At 68.5% G+C, this 16,293-nt stretch carries 16 protein-coding genes; 5 read left to right on the top strand and 11 right to left on the bottom strand.

Annotation, left to right across the window (positions count from 1 at the left end):
* Nucleotides 1–84 precede the first annotated feature (84 nt).
* The 3 genes from AC5RUK_RS06295 to AC5RUK_RS06285 are packed head-to-tail and all read right to left on the bottom strand — an operon-like array spanning nt 85 to nt 3,037.
* Nucleotides 85–1,278, bottom strand: coding sequence for an ABC transporter permease (locus AC5RUK_RS06295; protein ID WP_493989453.1), 1,194 nt, complete (start codon nt 1,276–1,278; stop codon nt 85–87).
* Entirely contained in the window at nt 1,275–1,988 is a 714-nt protein-coding gene (locus AC5RUK_RS06290) for an ABC transporter ATP-binding protein (protein ID WP_494151667.1), read from the bottom strand. The genes AC5RUK_RS06295 and AC5RUK_RS06290 overlap by 4 nt, the downstream gene beginning before the upstream one ends.
* Nucleotides 1,985–3,037 (bottom strand): permuted SH3 domain-containing protein, encoded by a 1,053-nt coding sequence (locus tag AC5RUK_RS06285; protein ID WP_494107583.1) that lies wholly within the window; start codon nt 3,035–3,037, stop codon nt 1,985–1,987. Before AC5RUK_RS06285 ends, AC5RUK_RS06290 begins: the two co-directional genes overlap by 4 nt.
* A 96-nt stretch (nt 3,038–3,133) precedes the next feature.
* On the opposite strand from AC5RUK_RS06285, the gene AC5RUK_RS06280 reads away from it, so the two are divergent.
* Entirely contained in the window at nt 3,134–3,382 is a 249-nt protein-coding gene (locus AC5RUK_RS06280; RefSeq protein WP_493989456.1) for a hypothetical protein, read from the top strand.
* On the opposite strand, the gene AC5RUK_RS06275 is transcribed toward AC5RUK_RS06280, so the two are convergent.
* The 4 genes from AC5RUK_RS06275 to AC5RUK_RS06260 form a co-directional block, all read right to left on the bottom strand.
* Complete coding sequence (locus tag AC5RUK_RS06275; protein WP_493989457.1) at nt 3,379–4,242, bottom strand: universal stress protein; 864 nt, start codon at nt 4,240–4,242, stop codon at nt 3,379–3,381. The two genes, AC5RUK_RS06280 and AC5RUK_RS06275, sit on opposite strands and share 4 nt — an antisense overlap.
* Before the next feature lie 235 nt (nt 4,243–4,477).
* Entirely contained in the window at nt 4,478–5,860 is a 1,383-nt protein-coding gene (gene gabT / locus AC5RUK_RS06270; RefSeq protein WP_493989458.1) for a 4-aminobutyrate--2-oxoglutarate transaminase, read from the bottom strand.
* A 303-nt stretch (nt 5,861–6,163) separates the two neighbouring features.
* Nucleotides 6,164–6,301 (bottom strand): methionine/alanine import family NSS transporter small subunit, encoded by a 138-nt coding sequence (locus AC5RUK_RS06265; protein ID WP_493989459.1) that lies wholly within the window; start codon nt 6,299–6,301, stop codon nt 6,164–6,166.
* Entirely contained in the window at nt 6,298–7,869 is a 1,572-nt protein-coding gene (locus AC5RUK_RS06260; RefSeq protein WP_494151666.1) for a sodium-dependent transporter, read from the bottom strand. Before AC5RUK_RS06260 ends, AC5RUK_RS06265 begins: the two co-directional genes overlap by 4 nt.
* A 219-nt stretch (nt 7,870–8,088) precedes the next feature.
* Between AC5RUK_RS06260 and AC5RUK_RS06255 the strand changes: the two genes are divergently transcribed.
* From AC5RUK_RS06255 to AC5RUK_RS06245, 3 genes are all read left to right on the top strand, one after another.
* Entirely contained in the window at nt 8,089–9,525 is a 1,437-nt protein-coding gene (locus tag AC5RUK_RS06255) for a PucR family transcriptional regulator (protein ID WP_493989461.1), read from the top strand.
* Nucleotides 9,526–9,574: 49 nt separating this feature from the next.
* Nucleotides 9,575–10,198 carry a putative glycolipid-binding domain-containing protein gene (locus AC5RUK_RS06250; protein ID WP_494151665.1) on the top strand — a complete coding sequence of 208 codons (624 nt, stop codon included), beginning with the start codon at nt 9,575–9,577 and terminating at the stop codon, nt 10,196–10,198.
* A 158-nt stretch (nt 10,199–10,356) separates the two neighbouring features.
* Nucleotides 10,357–10,785 carry a hypothetical protein gene (locus tag AC5RUK_RS06245; RefSeq protein WP_493989463.1) on the top strand — a complete coding sequence of 143 codons (429 nt, stop codon included), beginning with the start codon at nt 10,357–10,359 and terminating at the stop codon, nt 10,783–10,785.
* 11 nt (nt 10,786–10,796) lie between these two features.
* On the opposite strand, the gene AC5RUK_RS06240 is transcribed toward AC5RUK_RS06245, so the two are convergent.
* From AC5RUK_RS06240 to AC5RUK_RS06225, 4 genes are read right to left on the bottom strand one after another with little or no spacing between them, the layout of a single operon-like run.
* The gene (locus tag AC5RUK_RS06240) at nt 10,797–11,435 is read right to left on the bottom strand and encodes a LysE family translocator (protein WP_494151664.1); all 639 of its coding nucleotides are present in this window, start codon (nt 11,433–11,435) and stop codon (nt 10,797–10,799) included.
* Between the two features lie 36 nt (nt 11,436–11,471).
* The gene (locus AC5RUK_RS06235) at nt 11,472–12,572 is read right to left on the bottom strand and encodes a polyprenyl synthetase family protein (RefSeq protein ID WP_493989465.1); all 1,101 of its coding nucleotides are present in this window, start codon (nt 12,570–12,572) and stop codon (nt 11,472–11,474) included.
* A gap of 9 nt (nt 12,573–12,581) precedes the next feature.
* The gene (locus AC5RUK_RS06230) at nt 12,582–13,919 is read right to left on the bottom strand and encodes a geranylgeranyl reductase family protein (protein WP_494151663.1); all 1,338 of its coding nucleotides are present in this window, start codon (nt 13,917–13,919) and stop codon (nt 12,582–12,584) included.
* A gap of 2 nt (nt 13,920–13,921) precedes the next feature.
* Entirely contained in the window at nt 13,922–14,683 is a 762-nt protein-coding gene (locus tag AC5RUK_RS06225) for a demethylmenaquinone methyltransferase (RefSeq protein WP_493989467.1), read from the bottom strand.
* Between the two features lie 90 nt (nt 14,684–14,773).
* Between AC5RUK_RS06225 and AC5RUK_RS06220 the strand changes: the two genes are divergently transcribed.
* Nucleotides 14,774–16,177 (top strand): isochorismate synthase, encoded by a 1,404-nt coding sequence (locus AC5RUK_RS06220; protein WP_494151917.1) that lies wholly within the window; start codon nt 14,774–14,776, stop codon nt 16,175–16,177.
* Nucleotides 16,178–16,293: the final 116 nt, after the last annotated feature.

Raw genomic sequence — 16,293 nt, 5'->3', positions numbered from 1 at the left:
TATGAGAGGCATAACCGGAGGCTAACGCACCTTCTGACACTTCGGCACCGCATCTCAGGTCCGGTTCACAGGCAGGGCGGCAAACTAGTAGCGGATCGCGTCGATGACCTTGACCCGCACGGCAACCACTGCCGGGATCAGGCCGGCCAGCGCGCCGACGGCCGTGGCGGCGGCGATGCCAAGCAGTGCCGCTTCCACCGGGAACGGCGGCAGTTCGCTGATGCCCTGGGCGATCAGGTCCTGGACCCACGGGCTCTTCACCACGGCGACGGCGAGCATCACCCCCACCACGCCGGCCACGAACGTCGCGACCACCGACTCGAGCATGACGCCGAAGAAGATCCGGCCGGAGGTCGCTCCGAAACTGCGCCGGATGCCGATTTCCCGCACCCGGTACCTGACCGTGACCATCGAGATGTTCAGCAGTCCCACGGCGCCGAGCAGCAGCACGAGTCCGGCGATGCCGCCCACCGCCCACTGGATGCCCTCGAACGGGTCGCCCCAGGCGGCATAGTCGCTGCGGTACACATGCGCCTGGGCATCGGGAAACTGGGCCTGGAGGTCACCGGCGATCGCCGCGCTCAGGCCCGGCTCGAGTTCGACCGGGAGCCACATTTCCAAGACGGGAGGAGGACCTGCCGCCCCGCCCAGGCCCCAACGCTCGTACTGGCTGGTGAGCATCATGGCCTGGGCCATGGCACCCTGGTAGAAGTCCGGCATCACTCCCACCACGGTGGCCGCGATCGGCCGCTGCTGGAAAATCTGCACGACCGGATTCCGCGCCAGATCGGGTTCGCCCAGCTGCCGGTGGAATGCTTCGTTGATGATCACCGCCGGTGCAAGCGCCGCGGCGTCCGCTTCCGTGAACCAGCGGCCGGTCACCAGGTTGACCCGCCGCATCTCGCCATAGCTGCGGTCCACCACCGTGGTCTCGGCGGTCATGACTCCGTGGGGGAATTGGAACGGGACCTGGGCGAAGGCCCGGCGGCTCGCGTATTCCACGCCGTAGCGTTCCACGAGCCCCTCGAAGGCGGCCTGCAGGACCGCCGAATCCTCGGTTCCCGTCGGCGTGTGGACCTCAACCGTCACCGTCGCTGCGCGGCCTCCGGATTGCTCCTGCCCCTGCACCAGGCCTTCCCTGGCCATGTTGCCGAGCCCGACGACGGTGGTCAGGGCAGCGACGGACAGCGCCACGCCGATCAGGGCCAGCAGGATCCGGGTCTTGTGGATGCGCAGCTCGGCCCATGCCTCGACCAGGAGGGCAACGGCGCCGGTCATGCCGCAAACTCCGAAGCGTGCAGAATCCCGTCGCCCAGCCGGTAGTGACGCTGGGCCAAGACCGCCACATTCGCATCGTGCGTGATGGTCACCAGGGCCGCACCCGACTCCTGAACCACCTCATCCAGCAGGGCCATCACGCTTTGCCCGGTTTCTATGTCCAGGGCACCGGTAGGCTCATCCGCGAGGATCAGCTTGGGCGACCGCACCAGCGCCCGCGCGATGGCGATCCGCTGCTGCTCGCCGCCGGAGAGCTTGTGCGGCTTCTCCCCCAGCCGGTCGCCCAGGCCGACCCGATCGAGCATTCGGGTGGCCAGCCGCTCACGCTGCCAGAATTGCCTACCGCCGGCATAGAGCAGCGGCGTCATGACGTTTTCCAGTGCGGTCCGGCCCGGCAACAGGTTGAACTGCTGGAAGATGAATCCCACGCGCGCACCGCGGGCCACGGCGCGCTGCTTCTCCCCCATGGTAGAAACCGCCCGCCCCTCAAAAAACATCTCGCCGGTGCTGGGCACGTCCAGCAGGCCCAGGATGTTCAGCAGCGTGGACTTTCCCGACCCGGACCGGCCGACTATCGACACATGCTCTCCGGTACTGACGCTCAGCTCGATGCCCTGCAGGATGTGCAGCGGGCCGCGCTCCGGGATGTGCACGCTCCGCGTCACTCCCCGCAACTCCAGCAGCGGGGCCCCGGTCGCCGCAGCGCTCATCCGCCCACCATGCCGAAATCGGCTTCCATGCCGGGCATCATCTGGTCCCCGGGCGCGCCGGGAATGAACTGCAGGACCACGTCGCCCTCTTCCAGCCCCTCTACGATCTCCACCTGCATCCCGTCGTTCAGTCCCAGGGCGACCGGGCGCTCAACCGGCGCCCCGCCGTCGTCCTCCACCACCCACACCAGGCCGGTGTCCACGGATCCCTGGACCGCCGTGGTGGGTACCACGATCACGTTTTGGGCGGTTCCGGCGGTGATGTCGATCGTTGCGCCCAGCCCGGCGAAAACCTTGACGTCGGCTGGGACGGCGCAGCTGACAGTGCCCGTCGCCGCAGCCGGGGCTGCCGGACCGAACGGATCCCCGGGCTGCTCCTGAACCGGGCCCGCGGCGCCGACTGCCGGGCTTTCCCCGACCGTCACTGCCTTGCATTCGAAGGGAGCCGGACCGCCGGTGACCGTCACGGTGGCGGAACTGGGCCGGTCGAGCAGCCGGAACTGCTGGTCAGCGGTCAGTGTTCCCGTCACCGAAAACGTGCCCGGGGAAATAACGGCTGCTTCGGCACCGACCGAGACCTGCTGGTCCACCAGCACGGACAGATCGGTGAGCTTGCCCGCAGCGGGGGCCACCACGTTCACGTAGGTGTACGCAGGAGCAGCCGGTGGAGCCGGCTCGTCCTCCGAATCCGGCTCCAGGGAGACCTGCTGCACGGCGTCGGGCTCCAAGAGCTTCTGCACTTGGAAGAGCGCATCTCCCTTGGCCACGTTCGCGCCGGCCCCTACGAACAAGTAGTTCACCGTGCCTTCCGCCGTGCTGCGCACGGTCACGGCCGGGTCGCTGGCAACCGAGCCCTCGAGCTGCACCACATTGTTCACGGTGCCCATGGCCGCCGGGATGCTGGGCGTGACCAGTTGGGCTGAAGGCTGCCCGGTGACCGCCTCCGCGCGCATGCCGTCCACGAAGGCGAGCTTGAAGAGCGCGGCAGCTATGACGGCGAAAATCGCCAGCCAAACCACCGGCAGAACATAGCGGCGCACAACACTCATGCGGGATCCCCCTCGTCGACGTGGCGCTAAAGCGCGTGACGGCGGGAAGTTGACACATGATGTGAGACATACACCCGCTTGTGACGGAGGTTACCAGTGCCGGATCGCGGCGACCGGCCAAGACACGGTTGGACCGGACAGCAGGACCGGTTCTGGCAACTGGTGCACGTCGGCAAATGGGGCTCGTGGGCGCTGGTCAGCCTCAGCTTCGTGCTGGTGGCCGCCGTGAAGGCGCAAGAGGGCCGCTTTTACGGCGGGACGGACGTGGTTCCTGCCGTGAGTACGGTCCCGCCGCCTCCCCAGGAAGGTGCGCAGCCGCGGTCAGCGGCCGGCTCGCCGGATTAGTCGCGCACCCCGTCCACTTCCTGCGGAACCACCACCATGGGTACCGGCAGCGAGCGCAGGACCTTGTACGCCGTGGCGCCAAGGAACAGGCGGTTGTGCTGGGCCAGCCGGCTGGATCCCATGACCACCAGTTCGCCCTCGTCCCAGTCCAGGGAATCGATGGCCTCTTCGATGTTGCGCCCATGGGCCACGGTCACCGTGGCGTTCCCGGCCGGCAGTTCGGTGGCGGCTTGGGCCAGCACGGAGTTCGCGTGCAGGTGGGCGCTGTGGATGGCCTCGCCGCTGTCCGAGTCTTCACGGGTATCCAGGGAGACCAGGGAAACCAGGCGCAGCTGCAGGCCGCGGCGCGAGGCCGCGTTCAGGGCAACATCTCGAGCCGCCTGCGCGCCCTGCCGCTCCCCGATGAATGCGGTCAACCGGGTCAGCGGCTCTGTCCGCTGGTAGCCGCGGGGCGCCAACGCCACCGGAATCGGCGAGGCGTGCAGGAGGGCATTGGCCACGCTGCCCACCGTGAAGCGCTTGAACAGGCTGTTGCTGCTGGCGCCGATGACAATCAACCTGGCGCCGGCTTCTTCGCCCGCCGCGATCAGCCCTTCGGCGAACGACTCGGCGGACCGCACCTTGAATTCGGCATTGACGTCTGCCGGGACCAGCTTCAAAGCCTCGCGACGGGCGGTGAGGACTTCCTGCTCGCTGGCGCTGACGCGGCTTCCTTCGGGGTTCAACGCCACGTAGGGAGCGCTGTCCGCCACCACGTAGACGATATCCAGCCCCGTCCCCTGGGTCCGGGCGATTGCCACGGCCAATGCCACGGCATCGGCTCCCCGCTCGTCCGGCTGGTAACCCACCACATAACGCATGCAAACTACCCCTGTCCCTGTCCGTAAAGCAGCGGATGCGACGCTGCCGGCAACATCCGCACCCCATGAGGCGATGATGGTTCCGACTCTAGCCGGAGACTGCCGGCCGCGACAGGCTGGAAGCAGGGGCCAGGCCGGGCGGCGGCAGCGGCCTGAAACGACCGCGGGCGGCCGCCGGGCCCCGCCGCTGATGGCGGGGGATCCGGCAGCCGCCCGTTCGGACGGTGCCCGTGTACTAGGCCGCTGCCACCTTGCGGATGGCCGCTTCCAGCACGTCCAAGGCATCGGCCAGCAGTTCGTCGCCGATCACCAGCGGCGGCAGCAGGCGCACCACGTTGCCGTAGGTACCGCAGGTCAGGATGATGACGCCTTCCTGCAGGCAGGCTGCGGCGATCTCCTTGGTGGCCTCGGCGTTGGGTTCCTTGGTGGTCTGGCCGGTGCCCGGCTTGACGAACTCCATGGCCAGCATGGCGCCGCGGCCGCGCAGCTCGCCGATGATGTCCACTTCCTCGGCCAGCTGCCGCAGCCGGCCCATGACCTGCTCTTCGATGTGGCGGGCCCGGGCGTTGAGGTCCTGGGTCTGCATGGTTTCGATGGCAGCCAGCGCGGCGGCACAGGCCACCGGGTTGCCGCCGTAGGTACCACCCAGTCCGCCCGGGTGCACGGCGTCCATCAGCTCGGCGCGGCCGGTGATTGCGGAGAGCGGCATGCCGCCGGCAATGCCCTTGGCCATCGTGATGATGTCGGGCACCACGCCGTCGTGCTCCGAGGCAAACCAGGCACCGGTGCGCGAGAACCCGGACTGGACTTCGTCCGCGATGAACACCACGCCCTTGTCCTTGGCCCACTCGGCCAGTGCGGGCAGGAAGCCCTCGGCCGGGACAATGAAGCCGCCCTCTCCCTGGATCGGCTCGATCAGGATGGCGGCCACGTTCTCGGCGCCGATCTGCTTCTCGATCATGGTGATGGCGCGGCGTGCCGCGTCCTCACCCTTAATGTCGGTTTCCTCGCGGTACGGGTAGCTCATCGGCACCCGGTAGATCTCCGGCGCGAAGGGGCCGAAGCTGCCGGCCGGGCTGGACTTGTACGGGGTTGCCTTGGCGGTCAGGCCCATCGTCAGGTTGGTGCGGCCGTGGTAGGCGTGGTCAAAAGCGACGACGGCGGTGCGGCCGGTGGCGATGCGGGCCACCTTCACGGCGTTCTCCACGGCTTCGGCCCCGGAGTTGAACAGCACGGAACGCTTCTCGTGGTCGCCCGGGGTCAGCTCGGCCAGCTTCTCGGCGACGGCGATGTAGCCCTCGTAGGGGCTGACCATGAAGCAGGTGTGGGTGAACTTGGCGACCTGCTCCTGCACCGCGGCGACGACGGCGGGGTCGGAGGCGCCGACGCTGGTCACGGCGATGCCGGATCCCAGGTCGATGAACGAGTTGCCGTCCACGTCGGTGATGATGCCCCCGTCGGCGTCGGCCACGTAGACCGGAACGCTGGAGGCGACGCCGCCTGCAACCACGGCGCTGCGGCGGGCGGCCAGTTCGGCGGACTTCGGGCCGGGGAAGCCTGCGGAAACATCCCGCTTCTGCTCCAGCCGGAACTGGGGCTGGGTCGACTGAGTGGTCATGATGTGCCTTTCACGTTGAGGGTGGGAATGCCGCGGACAGCCCGAAGGACCCGCACACTCGCATCGCAGCGGCAGCTTCGCGGGAGCCGGCGGGCAGGCGGGCCACGGCGAAGCCGCGCTCTACAGCGAGATTACGGTTCCCGGCCCGAAGCTGCCTATGGCGGCCCGCACAGCAAAGGCGCCACCTTGCCGTGCAATTGGCCAGAAGGGAGAGCCGGCAACCGAGCGGTGTGCCGAGGCACCGAGGGGCCGCCCCGCCCGCCGTTTCGCGCCCCGGGGCGCAGCCGGGCGGGCGGAGCCAGGTCAGAGCTCGGGTGCGTGGTCCGTCGGCAGGGCACCCTCGTCTTCGGGGTGGCGGCTGAGGTTGACCAGGGCCAACGCCAGGCCTCCCCAGACCGTCAGGATGGAAATGATCAGCATGACAATCGCTGCGGTACTCATGGCTGTGTCTCCTTCAGGGTGTGGGCATCCAGCTCCGGGTCGTTGGCCGCCGACTTCTTGCTCCAGGGAATCAGCGACAGGATGAAGCCGACCACGATCAGGGACCCCGCCATGCCCCAGCCGAAGACGTTCACGAACCAGTCGGGCATGGGCGGGTCGCCGTAGCCTTCCTGGATTCTCTTGATCAGTTCGCTGATCAGGATGTAGCCCAGCACGATCGGCGCGATGATGCCCACCATGATGCGCCACCACAGGCCCAGCTTGATGGACGAAACCTCGCTGACGTGTCCGCCGAGGAGCGGCAGCTTGCGGAATCCGTAGGTCACCAGCAGCACGGTCGCCAGGGCACACGCCATGATGCCGAAGCTGTTGACGAACGCGTCGGTGACGTCCAGCAGGTTCAGGCCGGTGGTCGTCGGGAACAGCAGGATGGAAATCAACGCCAGCGGGATGCCGACCCACCAGGTGGTCTTGACGCGGCTCATGCCGAGCTTGTCTTGGACCGCGGAGATGATGACTTCAATGATGCTGATCAGCGAGGTGAACCCGGCGAACACCAGCGAGCCGAAGAAGAGCACCCCGAGCAGTCCGCCCAGCGGGGCCTCGGAAATGATGGTGGGGAACGCGATGAACGCCAGCCCGATCCCACCGGCGGCAACGTCGCCGACCTCGGCACCGGCGCTGAAGGCCATGAAGCCGACCGCCGCGAAGACGCCGATGCCGGCAAGGATCTCAAAACCCGAGTTCGCGAAGCCCACCACGAACCCGGACCCGGTCAGGTCCGTCCGGTGCTTGAGGTAGGACGCGTAGGTGACCATGATGCCGAAGGCAACGGACAGCGAGAAGAATATCTGGCCATAGGCCGCAGCCCATACCGTCGTATTGGTGAGCGCACCCCAGTCGGGAGTGAACAGAGCGTTCAGCCCGTCGGCGGCGCCCGGGAGGAACAGCGACTGGATCACCAGGAGCAGGAACATGACCAGCAGCAGCGGCAGGAACACGATGTTCGCCCGTCCGATGCCCTTTTGCACGCCGGCGGCGAGCACCAGCAGCACCACCGCCCAGACCACCACCAGCGGGATGAGGACCGTCGGCACGAAGTCGAAGCCGATGTTCACGTCCTCGCTCACCTGCAGGAACGACCCCAGGAAGAATCCGGCGGGGTCGTCGCCCCACGCCTCGGTAAAGGAGTAGATCATGTACATCGCGGCCCACGCGATGATGACGGCGTAGTAGACGCAGATGACGAAGCAGATGGCCACCTGCCACCAGCCCAGGCTTTCTGCGCCGCGCGCCAGCCGGCGGAAGGCCAGCGGGGCGGACCCGCGGTGGCGGTGGCCGACGGCGTAATCCAGGAACAGCAGCGGGATGCCGGCCGTCAGCAGAGCGACCAGGTAAGGAATGATGAAGGCGCCGCCGCCGTTTTCGTAGGCAACATACGGGAAGCGCCAGATGTTGCCCAGGCCGACGGCGGAGCCGATCGCCGCGAGGATGAACACCTTGCGGGTGGACCACATCTCGCGTTTGGGCTTGGCGCCCGACGCTGCCTGCGGTGAAGGGGTACTCATGAAGGGACCTCACGGTGTAGGGCTGGCAGGGGTGTGACGCGTGTGACGCCGCGGACCATCCTAGCGCCGTGGCGGCTGCCCCGAAAACCGTGACCGGCGCCGACGCCACGCAAAAGCGCGAAGGTTTGGACCGGCGCCCGGTCCGCCCCTCCGCGAGCGCGCCCTGACGCCTAGCCACCCGTAGTGCAGCTGCACAACAGCTGCCCGTATAGTGAAGGCATGGCTGTCACTCTCGCCAAACTACTGGCCTCCCCCGCGCTGCACCTGAAGCTTGTCGGTACCGCGCAGGGCGACCCTGACGCGCCCATTACCTGGGTGGCTTCGACGGAACTCGAAGACCCGGCGCCCTTCCTGACCGGTGGAGAAGTGGTGCTGACCACGGGCCTGCGCCAGAAGACCGTGGCCGCGCAGCGCAGATTCGTGGAGCGGGTGCACGAAGCCGGTGCGGTCGGCATGGGCTTCGCGCTCGGGCTCACGCACCGCCGGGTCCCGCCGGGCGTGCTCGCGGCTGCCAACGAACTTGAGCTTCCGGTCTTTGAAGTTCCCTACGAGACCCCGTTCGTGGCGATCAGCAAGATGGTCGCCGACGCCATTTCCGCCGACCACTACAACCGCCTGGAGCACCTGCTCAAGGACCACCAGGCGCTGGCCGCCTCGCTGTTGGGCGGCGGCGGCCTCCCCGCGCTCCTGCGCACCCTGGCAGCAATGGTGGGCACGGACGTCGTGCTCTCCCAATACGGCACCCGGCTGTACGGGACCGGTGGCGGCGAGGGAACCAGCTGGCACGAGGTTCCGATCGCCACCGGCCTGAAGGACCGCTGCACGCTGGCCTTGGGCAAGCCGTACGAGCGCAACGCCATCGTGGACTACGCGCAGAGCCTTATTAGCCTGGAGCTGAGCAACCAGGCGCACCGCCGCGCGGCCGACCGCAGCTCCGTGGGCCAGGTGCTGCTGGATGTGGTGCGCGGCGTGCTGCAGGGCGGCGACGCCTCACTGCGGCTGAGCAACGTGGGGATCGACGCCGGACGCCGGCAACTGGTGGTCATGGTGCAGGTGGGAGCAGCCCAACGCCGCGCGCTGCCCACGTTGCCGCTGCCGGCCGCGTTCGACGGCGTGGTCACCGGCCTGGTCGACGAGCGGCTGGTGCTGGTGGTGCAGGGCGCCGAGTCGGGTGACGCGCTGGGCCGAGAGCTCAGTGCTTACCTGCAGAACGCCGGCCTCTCGGCAACGGTCGGGGTGGGCGGCAGCTATGCGCAGGCGAACGGGCTGCGCTGGAGCTACTTCGAGGCCAAGGAGGCCGTGGGCCGGGGTGAGCGGCTGAACGTGCCGCAGCGGCTGTCCCTGACTTCCTTGCTGCTGGCATCGGAAGACGTGCCGCTGGCCGATCTTGCGGCCGAGGCGCTCGACCCGCTGGCCGAGTTCGACGCGGCCCACGACGCGGCGCTGCTGCCCACGCTGCAGACCTATTTGGAGTTGAACGGCTCGGTGGCGGCCGTGGCCGAGGAACTGGGCCTGCACCGGAACTCCGTGCGCTACCGGCTGTCCCAGATCGTGGAGCTGACCGGCTACGATCCCGCCCTCACCGCGGACCGCGTGCACCTGTGGCTGGCCCTGACGGTACGGCGGCTGGGTTCGGACTCGCGGACGAAAGGCTAGGCGGCTGCCATCCCTTGCCAAGGCAGCGCACAGACACAAGGCTGGGGGCATGGGACACGAGACGCACGAAAGCCGGACGGTCACCTGGGTGGGAACCGACGATCCGCAGCGCGCGGACACGGCGACCCTGAATCTGGAACCGGAACGGCTTAGCGCACACGGCGCCTCCCGCACCGCCAGCTACGCCGCCAGCTGGTCCCTCACGACCACCGGCAACTGGTTCACCGAAAACCTCACGGTTTCCGTCCACGGACGGGGCTGGAGCCGGCACCTGGTGCTGGACCGCGCGCCCGACGGCACCTGGAGCTCCGCGACCAGAGTGTCCGGCGACAGCGACCTGCCGGAGCCGGGCATCGCCGATCCGGAATCCCTGGTCGGGGCGGTGGACTGCGACCTGGGTTTGTGCCCGGCCACCAACACCATGCCGATCCTGCGGCTGGGCCTGGTTCACGACGCCGAAGCCGCCGCGGAGGTGACGGTCGCGTGGGTGGAGATGCCGAGCCTGCGCGTGCTCGGCCGACAGCAGATCTACAGCGGCTCCCGCGCCTACGACGACGGCACCGGCACCGCCGCGGTCACCTACACCTCCGGGGACTTCAGCGCCGAGATCGTGGTGGATTCGGACGGCATCGTGATCGACTACCCCGGCCTGGCCACCCGCCGCCGCGACTGACGGCAGGCGCGTCGGAAGGCACCCGGCGTCCAGGGCCGCCGGGTGCCGCCGTCGCCGCACCGCCGTCTGGTGCCGCCGCCGGCCGCCGTTCAGCACAGTCGGTGCCGCCGCATAGGATGGAACCCAAGCCCTCCAATCAACCGTTCCAGGGAGAAACCATGCCCGAAATGTTCGTGGACAAATTCCGTGCCCTCGTGCCCAAATACCTGGACCGGAAGTGGACCGAGGACGACGGCATCTCCTACGACGAACTCGAGGGGCTGCTGGGCGGTCACAAGTTCCAGGTCCCGCAGGCGTTGGTGGAGTTCTACCACGCGCTCGGCGGCTGCGAAGACCTGATGGAGGCGCACGACTTCTTCTTCGACCCGGACGAACTGGAGATCGAAGACGGCTACCTGCTGTTCCTGGACGAGATGGACGAAGAAGCGAACTGGGGCTTCAGGACGGAACATCTGGATGTACCGGACCCCATCGTCTGGATCCGTACGAACGGCCCGAAGCCGCAGTGGCAGAGCGAGGAGGCGACCTTCAGCGAGTTCGTCTTCGACATGTTCGAGTGGGTCTTCGACGACGACGAGGAAGACTGAGAAAGCCTGGCTCAGCGGCCTTCGACTGCCAGCCCGACGCCGAAACCGACCAGCACGGTGCCCGTGATCCGGTCGATGGAGCGCGTCACGGCCGGGGTGCGCAGCCACTTCCGGGCCAGGTGCGTGCCCCAGATGATGGCCGAAAAGAACACCAGCCCCTCCAGATTGTGCACCAGGGCCAGCGCCGTGCCCATCAGCGCCGGGGAAACGTCCGGCGGGATGAACTGCGGGATCATCGCCACATAGAAGACGCCGACCTTAGGGTTTAACAGGTTCGTCCCGACGCCGGTGAGCCACGCCCTGACGTACGACGACGCAGCGGCCGGCGCGCCGGCGTCCGGAAGGTACGGGGCCGGTTTCCGGAACGACCGGATCAACAGCCGGGTGCCCAGCCACACCATGTAAGCGGCGCCGGCCAACTTCAGCACCGTAAAGGCTGTTTCGGAGGCAGCCAGCAGGGCCGACGCCCCGACTGCGGCCGCGATGCCCCAGACCAGGGCTCCGGTGTTAATGCCCAACGCCGTAGCGTATGCCTTGCCCCGGCCCTCGCTGACGGCTGAGCGCAACACCAATGCGGTATCCATCCCGGGAACCAGGGTCAGCAGGCCGGCCACCAGGGCGAAGGACAAAAGTGCTTGTTCTACGGTCACTCGTTATCCCTCGAAAGACGGCGCAGGCACGGCAGGTCAGACCTCGCGGTCCACCACGGCCTCGGCGAAGGCTGTCAGCGCGGCCTTGACCGTGCTCTCGGGCAGCGGGGCCAGCGACACCTTGGCGGCTTCGGCCCATTCACCCGCGATGGCCCAGGCCTTGGCGGTGACCGGGTGCCCGCGCAGCGCGGAGACCGCGTCGGCCAGTGCCTCGTCGGACGTCAGGTCGGCGTCCACCAGTTCCAGCACCGCGGCGGCTGACGCGTCGCCGTCGGCCGCGGCCTGGCGCAGCAACAGGACCGGCAGGGTGGGGACGCCCTCACGCAGGTCGGTGCCGGGGGTCTTGCCGGACTTGGCCTTGAGGCCGGTCACGTCGATCACGTCGTCGGCCAGCTGGAAGGCCACGCCCACCTTCTCGCCGTATTCCAGCATCACGTTCACGGCCTGCTCGCCGGCGCCGGAGAACATGGCGCCGAGCTGGCCGGAGGTGGCGATCAGCGAGGCGGTCTTGTCCGCAATCACGGAGAGGTAGTGCTCCACCGGATCCTCGTCCTCGCGCGGGCCGACGGTCTCGTGCAGCTGGCCCAGGCAGAGCCGCTCGAAGGTGCGCGCCTGGATGCCCACTGCTTCGGGCCCCAGCTCGGACACCAGCAGCGACGCGCGGGCAAAGATCAGGTCGCCGGCCAGGATGGCCACCTGGTTGCCCCACACCTCGTGGGCGGTCGGAGCGCCCCGGCGGTACGGCGCGGAGTCCATCACGTCGTCGTGATAGAGCGTGGCCAGGTGCGTCAGTTCGACGACGACGGCGGCCTGCACCACGTCGGGAACCGAACCGTTCCCCAGCTGCGCGGCCAGGATGGTCAGCAGCGGACGGATCCGCTTCCCGCCGGCTTCCACGAGATGGCGGCTGGTGGCATCGGCGAACGGATCGGAATGTGCAATGGCAGCACGCAACTGCTTCTCCACCCGCGCCAAGGCGGTGGAAACCGCGGGACCGAGCACGGCGTCCTGGGCCACCGGGGCGAATCCATCCGGCAGGTTCAAGCTGGTGGCAAGGGCGGCAGTCGCGGTATCCAGCTCCGGCGACTCCGGCGGGTTCTGGCCGGCGGGAGTCCAACTCGGTTTGGCGTCAGTCACTGTTCAACACTAACTAATCGTGGGGGCGGTATGGCCGGCCGGCTTGTGGCTGCCGGCCTGGTTGGATGCCGGCGGCGTCAGTTGCTCCAGCAGATGAATAACTCTATCCTCAAATCCCCGGCCGCCCGAGTCGGTCAGATTGGCCAGCATCCGCACCACGAAGCGCATCAACGGCGGGACCGGCATTCCGGTCCGCAGGGCCAGTTTCATGATGGCCGGTTTGCCGATCAGCTGGGCAAAAATCCGGCCCAGGGTGAAGTGGCTGCCCCAGTGCCCGCGGATGATTCCCGGGTAGCGGGCCATCGCGGCGTCGAAGCCGGCCATGCTGAGCAGCTGCCCGCCGGTCCCGGACAAGCGGCCATGCGCGTCGGCAATCAGCTCCGCCGCGTAGCGGGCCGACTCCATGGCGTAGGAGATGCCTTCTCCGTTAAACGGGCTGACCATGCCGCCGGCGTCGCCGAGCAGCAGCAGGCCGGGGCTGTAGTGCGGCGTGCGGTTGAACCCCATCGGCAGGGCCGCACCGCGGATCTGCCCCACCTGGTTCTCCTCGGTGAAGCCCCAGTCCGCCGGCATGCCGGCGGTCCACTCGCGGAGCACCTGCCGGTAGTCCAGCTTGCCGAAGGACTTGGACGAGTTCAGGATGCCCAGGCCCACGTTGGACGTGCCGTCGCCGACACCGAAGACCCAGCCGTAGCCGGGCAGCGGGTTGCCGGCCGCATCCGGAAGCTCCAGCCAGCCTTCCATCCAGTCGTCGTCGTGCCGGGGGGAGGTGAAGTACGTGCGCACGGCCACGCCCAGCGGCCGGTCGTCGCGCTTCTCGATGCCCAGGCTCAGGGCCGTGCGGGTGGAGTTGCCGTCGGCGGCCAGCACCACGTCGGCGAAGAAGTCCTTGGTCTCACCGGTCTTGCGCCCGCGCCCGTCCAGCACGTTGGCGCGCACCCCGGCGACCCGTCCGGCCTCGTCCCGGAGGGCGGTGGAGACGGAGTGGCTTTCCAGCACGACGGCGCCGGCGGCCGCCGCATGGCGGGCCAATTCCTCGTCAAAGCCGAGCCGGGTGCGGATCAGCCCGTAGTCCGGGAAGTCGCTCAGTTCCGGCCAGGGCAGCTCGAGCTGCCGGCCGCCGGCGATCAGCCGCAGCCCCCGGTTTCGGCGCCAGCCGGCGGATTCCTCGTGCGGCAGTCCCAGCAGCTGAACTTCGCGCACGGCACGGGGCGTCAGGCCGTCGCCGCAGACCTTTTCGCGCGGGAACGCCGTCTTTTCCAGCACCGTCACGTCCACGCCGGCGCGGGCAAGGTAGTACGCGGCCGTGGATCCGGCCGGGCCTGCCCCAACAATGAGAACTGACATGGCTACAGGGTGTGCCTGCTGCTCTGGCGCCGCAGCGCGGCCTGCGCGTCGGCGTTGGCCGCATCGTCGCGGCCCGGCTTGATGGCGCGGTGGACGGCGACGATGCCGCCGGACAGGTTCCGGTACGCCACGTCCTGCCAGCCTTCGCCGGTGATCCATTCGGCCAGCTGGTCCTGGTTGGGCCAGGCGCGGATGGACTCGGCCAGGTAGACGTAGGAGTCGGGGTTGGACGAAATTTTGGACGCGATCGCCGGCAGCGCGCGCATCAGGTACTCGGTGTAGACCGTGCGCCAGACCGGGAGGGTCGGGTGCGAGAACTCGGCGATCACGAGCCGGCCACCGGGCTTGGCCACGCGCAGCATCTCGCGCAGCGCCAGTTTCGGATCGCTGACGTTGCGCAGGCCGAAGGAGATGGTCACCGCGTCGAAGGAGTTGTCCGCGAAGGGCAAATTGGTCGCGTCTCCGGCCACGAAATCGATGTCCGGGCGGCGGCGCTTGCCCACGCGCAGCATCCCCAGGGAGAAATCGCACGCCACCACATGGATGCCGGCATCGGCATACGGTTCGCTGGAGGTGCCCGTTCCGGCGGCCAGGTCCAGGACCTTCTGGCCACGCTGGGCATCCACCGCGTCCACCACGATCCGGCGCCACCGGCGGGTCTGGCCCATCGACAGCACATCGTTGACCAGGTCGTACTTCGGCGCCACGTCATCGAACATGGCGGCTACTTCATCCGGGCGCTTCTCCAGCGATGCACGATTCACTGGCCCATTGTCTCAAAGACCGGCGCCCGCCCGCGAACCCGGGCGATCGAGGGCGGTGACCTTCGCGCGGGCAGAGTAGGCTTAATGACCATGACCTCCCCCCTGTCCCCCTCGTCCGGCCTGCCCGGAACCGGGCCGGCCGCACCGGCCGGCCGCTCGGTACCGGAGGCTGCGGACCAAGTGCCCGGCGGTACGCTGCGCGGCATCACGGTCGAGTGGCCCGCGGTGCCCGACACCCAAGGGCTGCTGGAGTATCTGGTGCGCGACGACGTGCTCTGCTGGGTGCGGCGCGAGGGCGGGCTCGCCGGTTTCGGCGAGATTGCGCGGTTCACGGCCAGCGGACCGGACCGCTTCCAACAGGCAACCGCGTGGTGGCGCGGGATCCAGGCCACCGCCGACATCGACAACCGGGTGGGCGGCCCCGGCACCGGGCCGGTCGCCTTCGGCTCCTTCGCGTTCTCCTTCACGTCGACCCACAACTCCCGCCTGGTGGTGCCGGAGGTGCTGGTGGGCCTGGACGGCGACCGCGCCTGGCTCACCTATCTGACGTACGACGGCGATGCCCACCTCAGCGCCGAGACAGCCGAGGCCGTGCTCGCGGGCTGGCTGGAAGAGATCTCGGTAGAGCGCAGCCCCGATCCGGCGGACTCCCTCGTTCCGGGACAGGTGTCGGAGCAGGCGTACATGGATGCCGTCGCTGCCGGGGTTAAGCGCATCCAGGCCGGGAACCTCAGCAAGCTCGTCGTGGCCCGGGATGTGGTGGCCAACCTTGCCTCGCCCATTGCCACCGCCCAGGTGCTGCGCGAACTGGCCGCACGGTACAAGGACTGCTGGACGTACTCCGTGGATGGGCTGATCGGCTCCACCCCGGAGATGCTGATCAAGGTGGAAAATAATGTGGCCCGCGCCCGGGTGCTGGCCGGCACGCTCGACCGCTCCCGCACCCACGGCCACGCCGGCGAATCGGACACCGACTACGCCCAGCGCGTGTTGGCCGGCTCGGAGAAGCAGCTGCACGAGCACCGGATCGCCATCGACTCGCTCACCCGGAAACTCGAGCCCTTCACCACCGCGATGAGCTCGCACAGCGAGCCGTTCGTGCTGGAGCTGCCCAACGTATGGCACCTGGCATCCGACGTCTCGGCCGAGCTGGCGCACGACGGCGGGCAGCCGCCGTCGTCGTTGGAACTGGCCGAAGCGGTGCACCCCACCGCAGCCGTGTGCGGCACCCCCACCGAGGTTGCCGGCGCCCTGATCCGCGAGCTGGAACAGATGGACCGCGGGCCGTACGCCGGCCCGGTGGGCTGGACGGACGGCGCCGGCAACGGCGAATGGGGCATCGCGCTGCGCGGCGCCGTGGTGGAGAGCCCGCAGCGGGTCCGGCTTTATGCCGGCTGCGGCATCGTGGACGGCTCCGACCCGGAGGCCGAACTGGCGGAGACCTGGGCCAAGTTCCGGCCGATGATCGAGGCGCTCGGCCTGCGCCGCAGATAACTATTCACCGACAATCGGGGCAGGCGGGAGCAAACCAGCCTCCCGCCGACTACGCTGTTTCCCAATAGGCAATGGCTGTAGCCTGTGGTGCATATCACCCGTGGCGGGCATTCCCG

This window comes from Arthrobacter sp. Y3223065 (assembly GCF_059090885.1).
The sequence above is the reverse complement of the archived record's forward strand: the minus strand, read 5'-3'. Positions and strand labels throughout refer to the sequence as shown.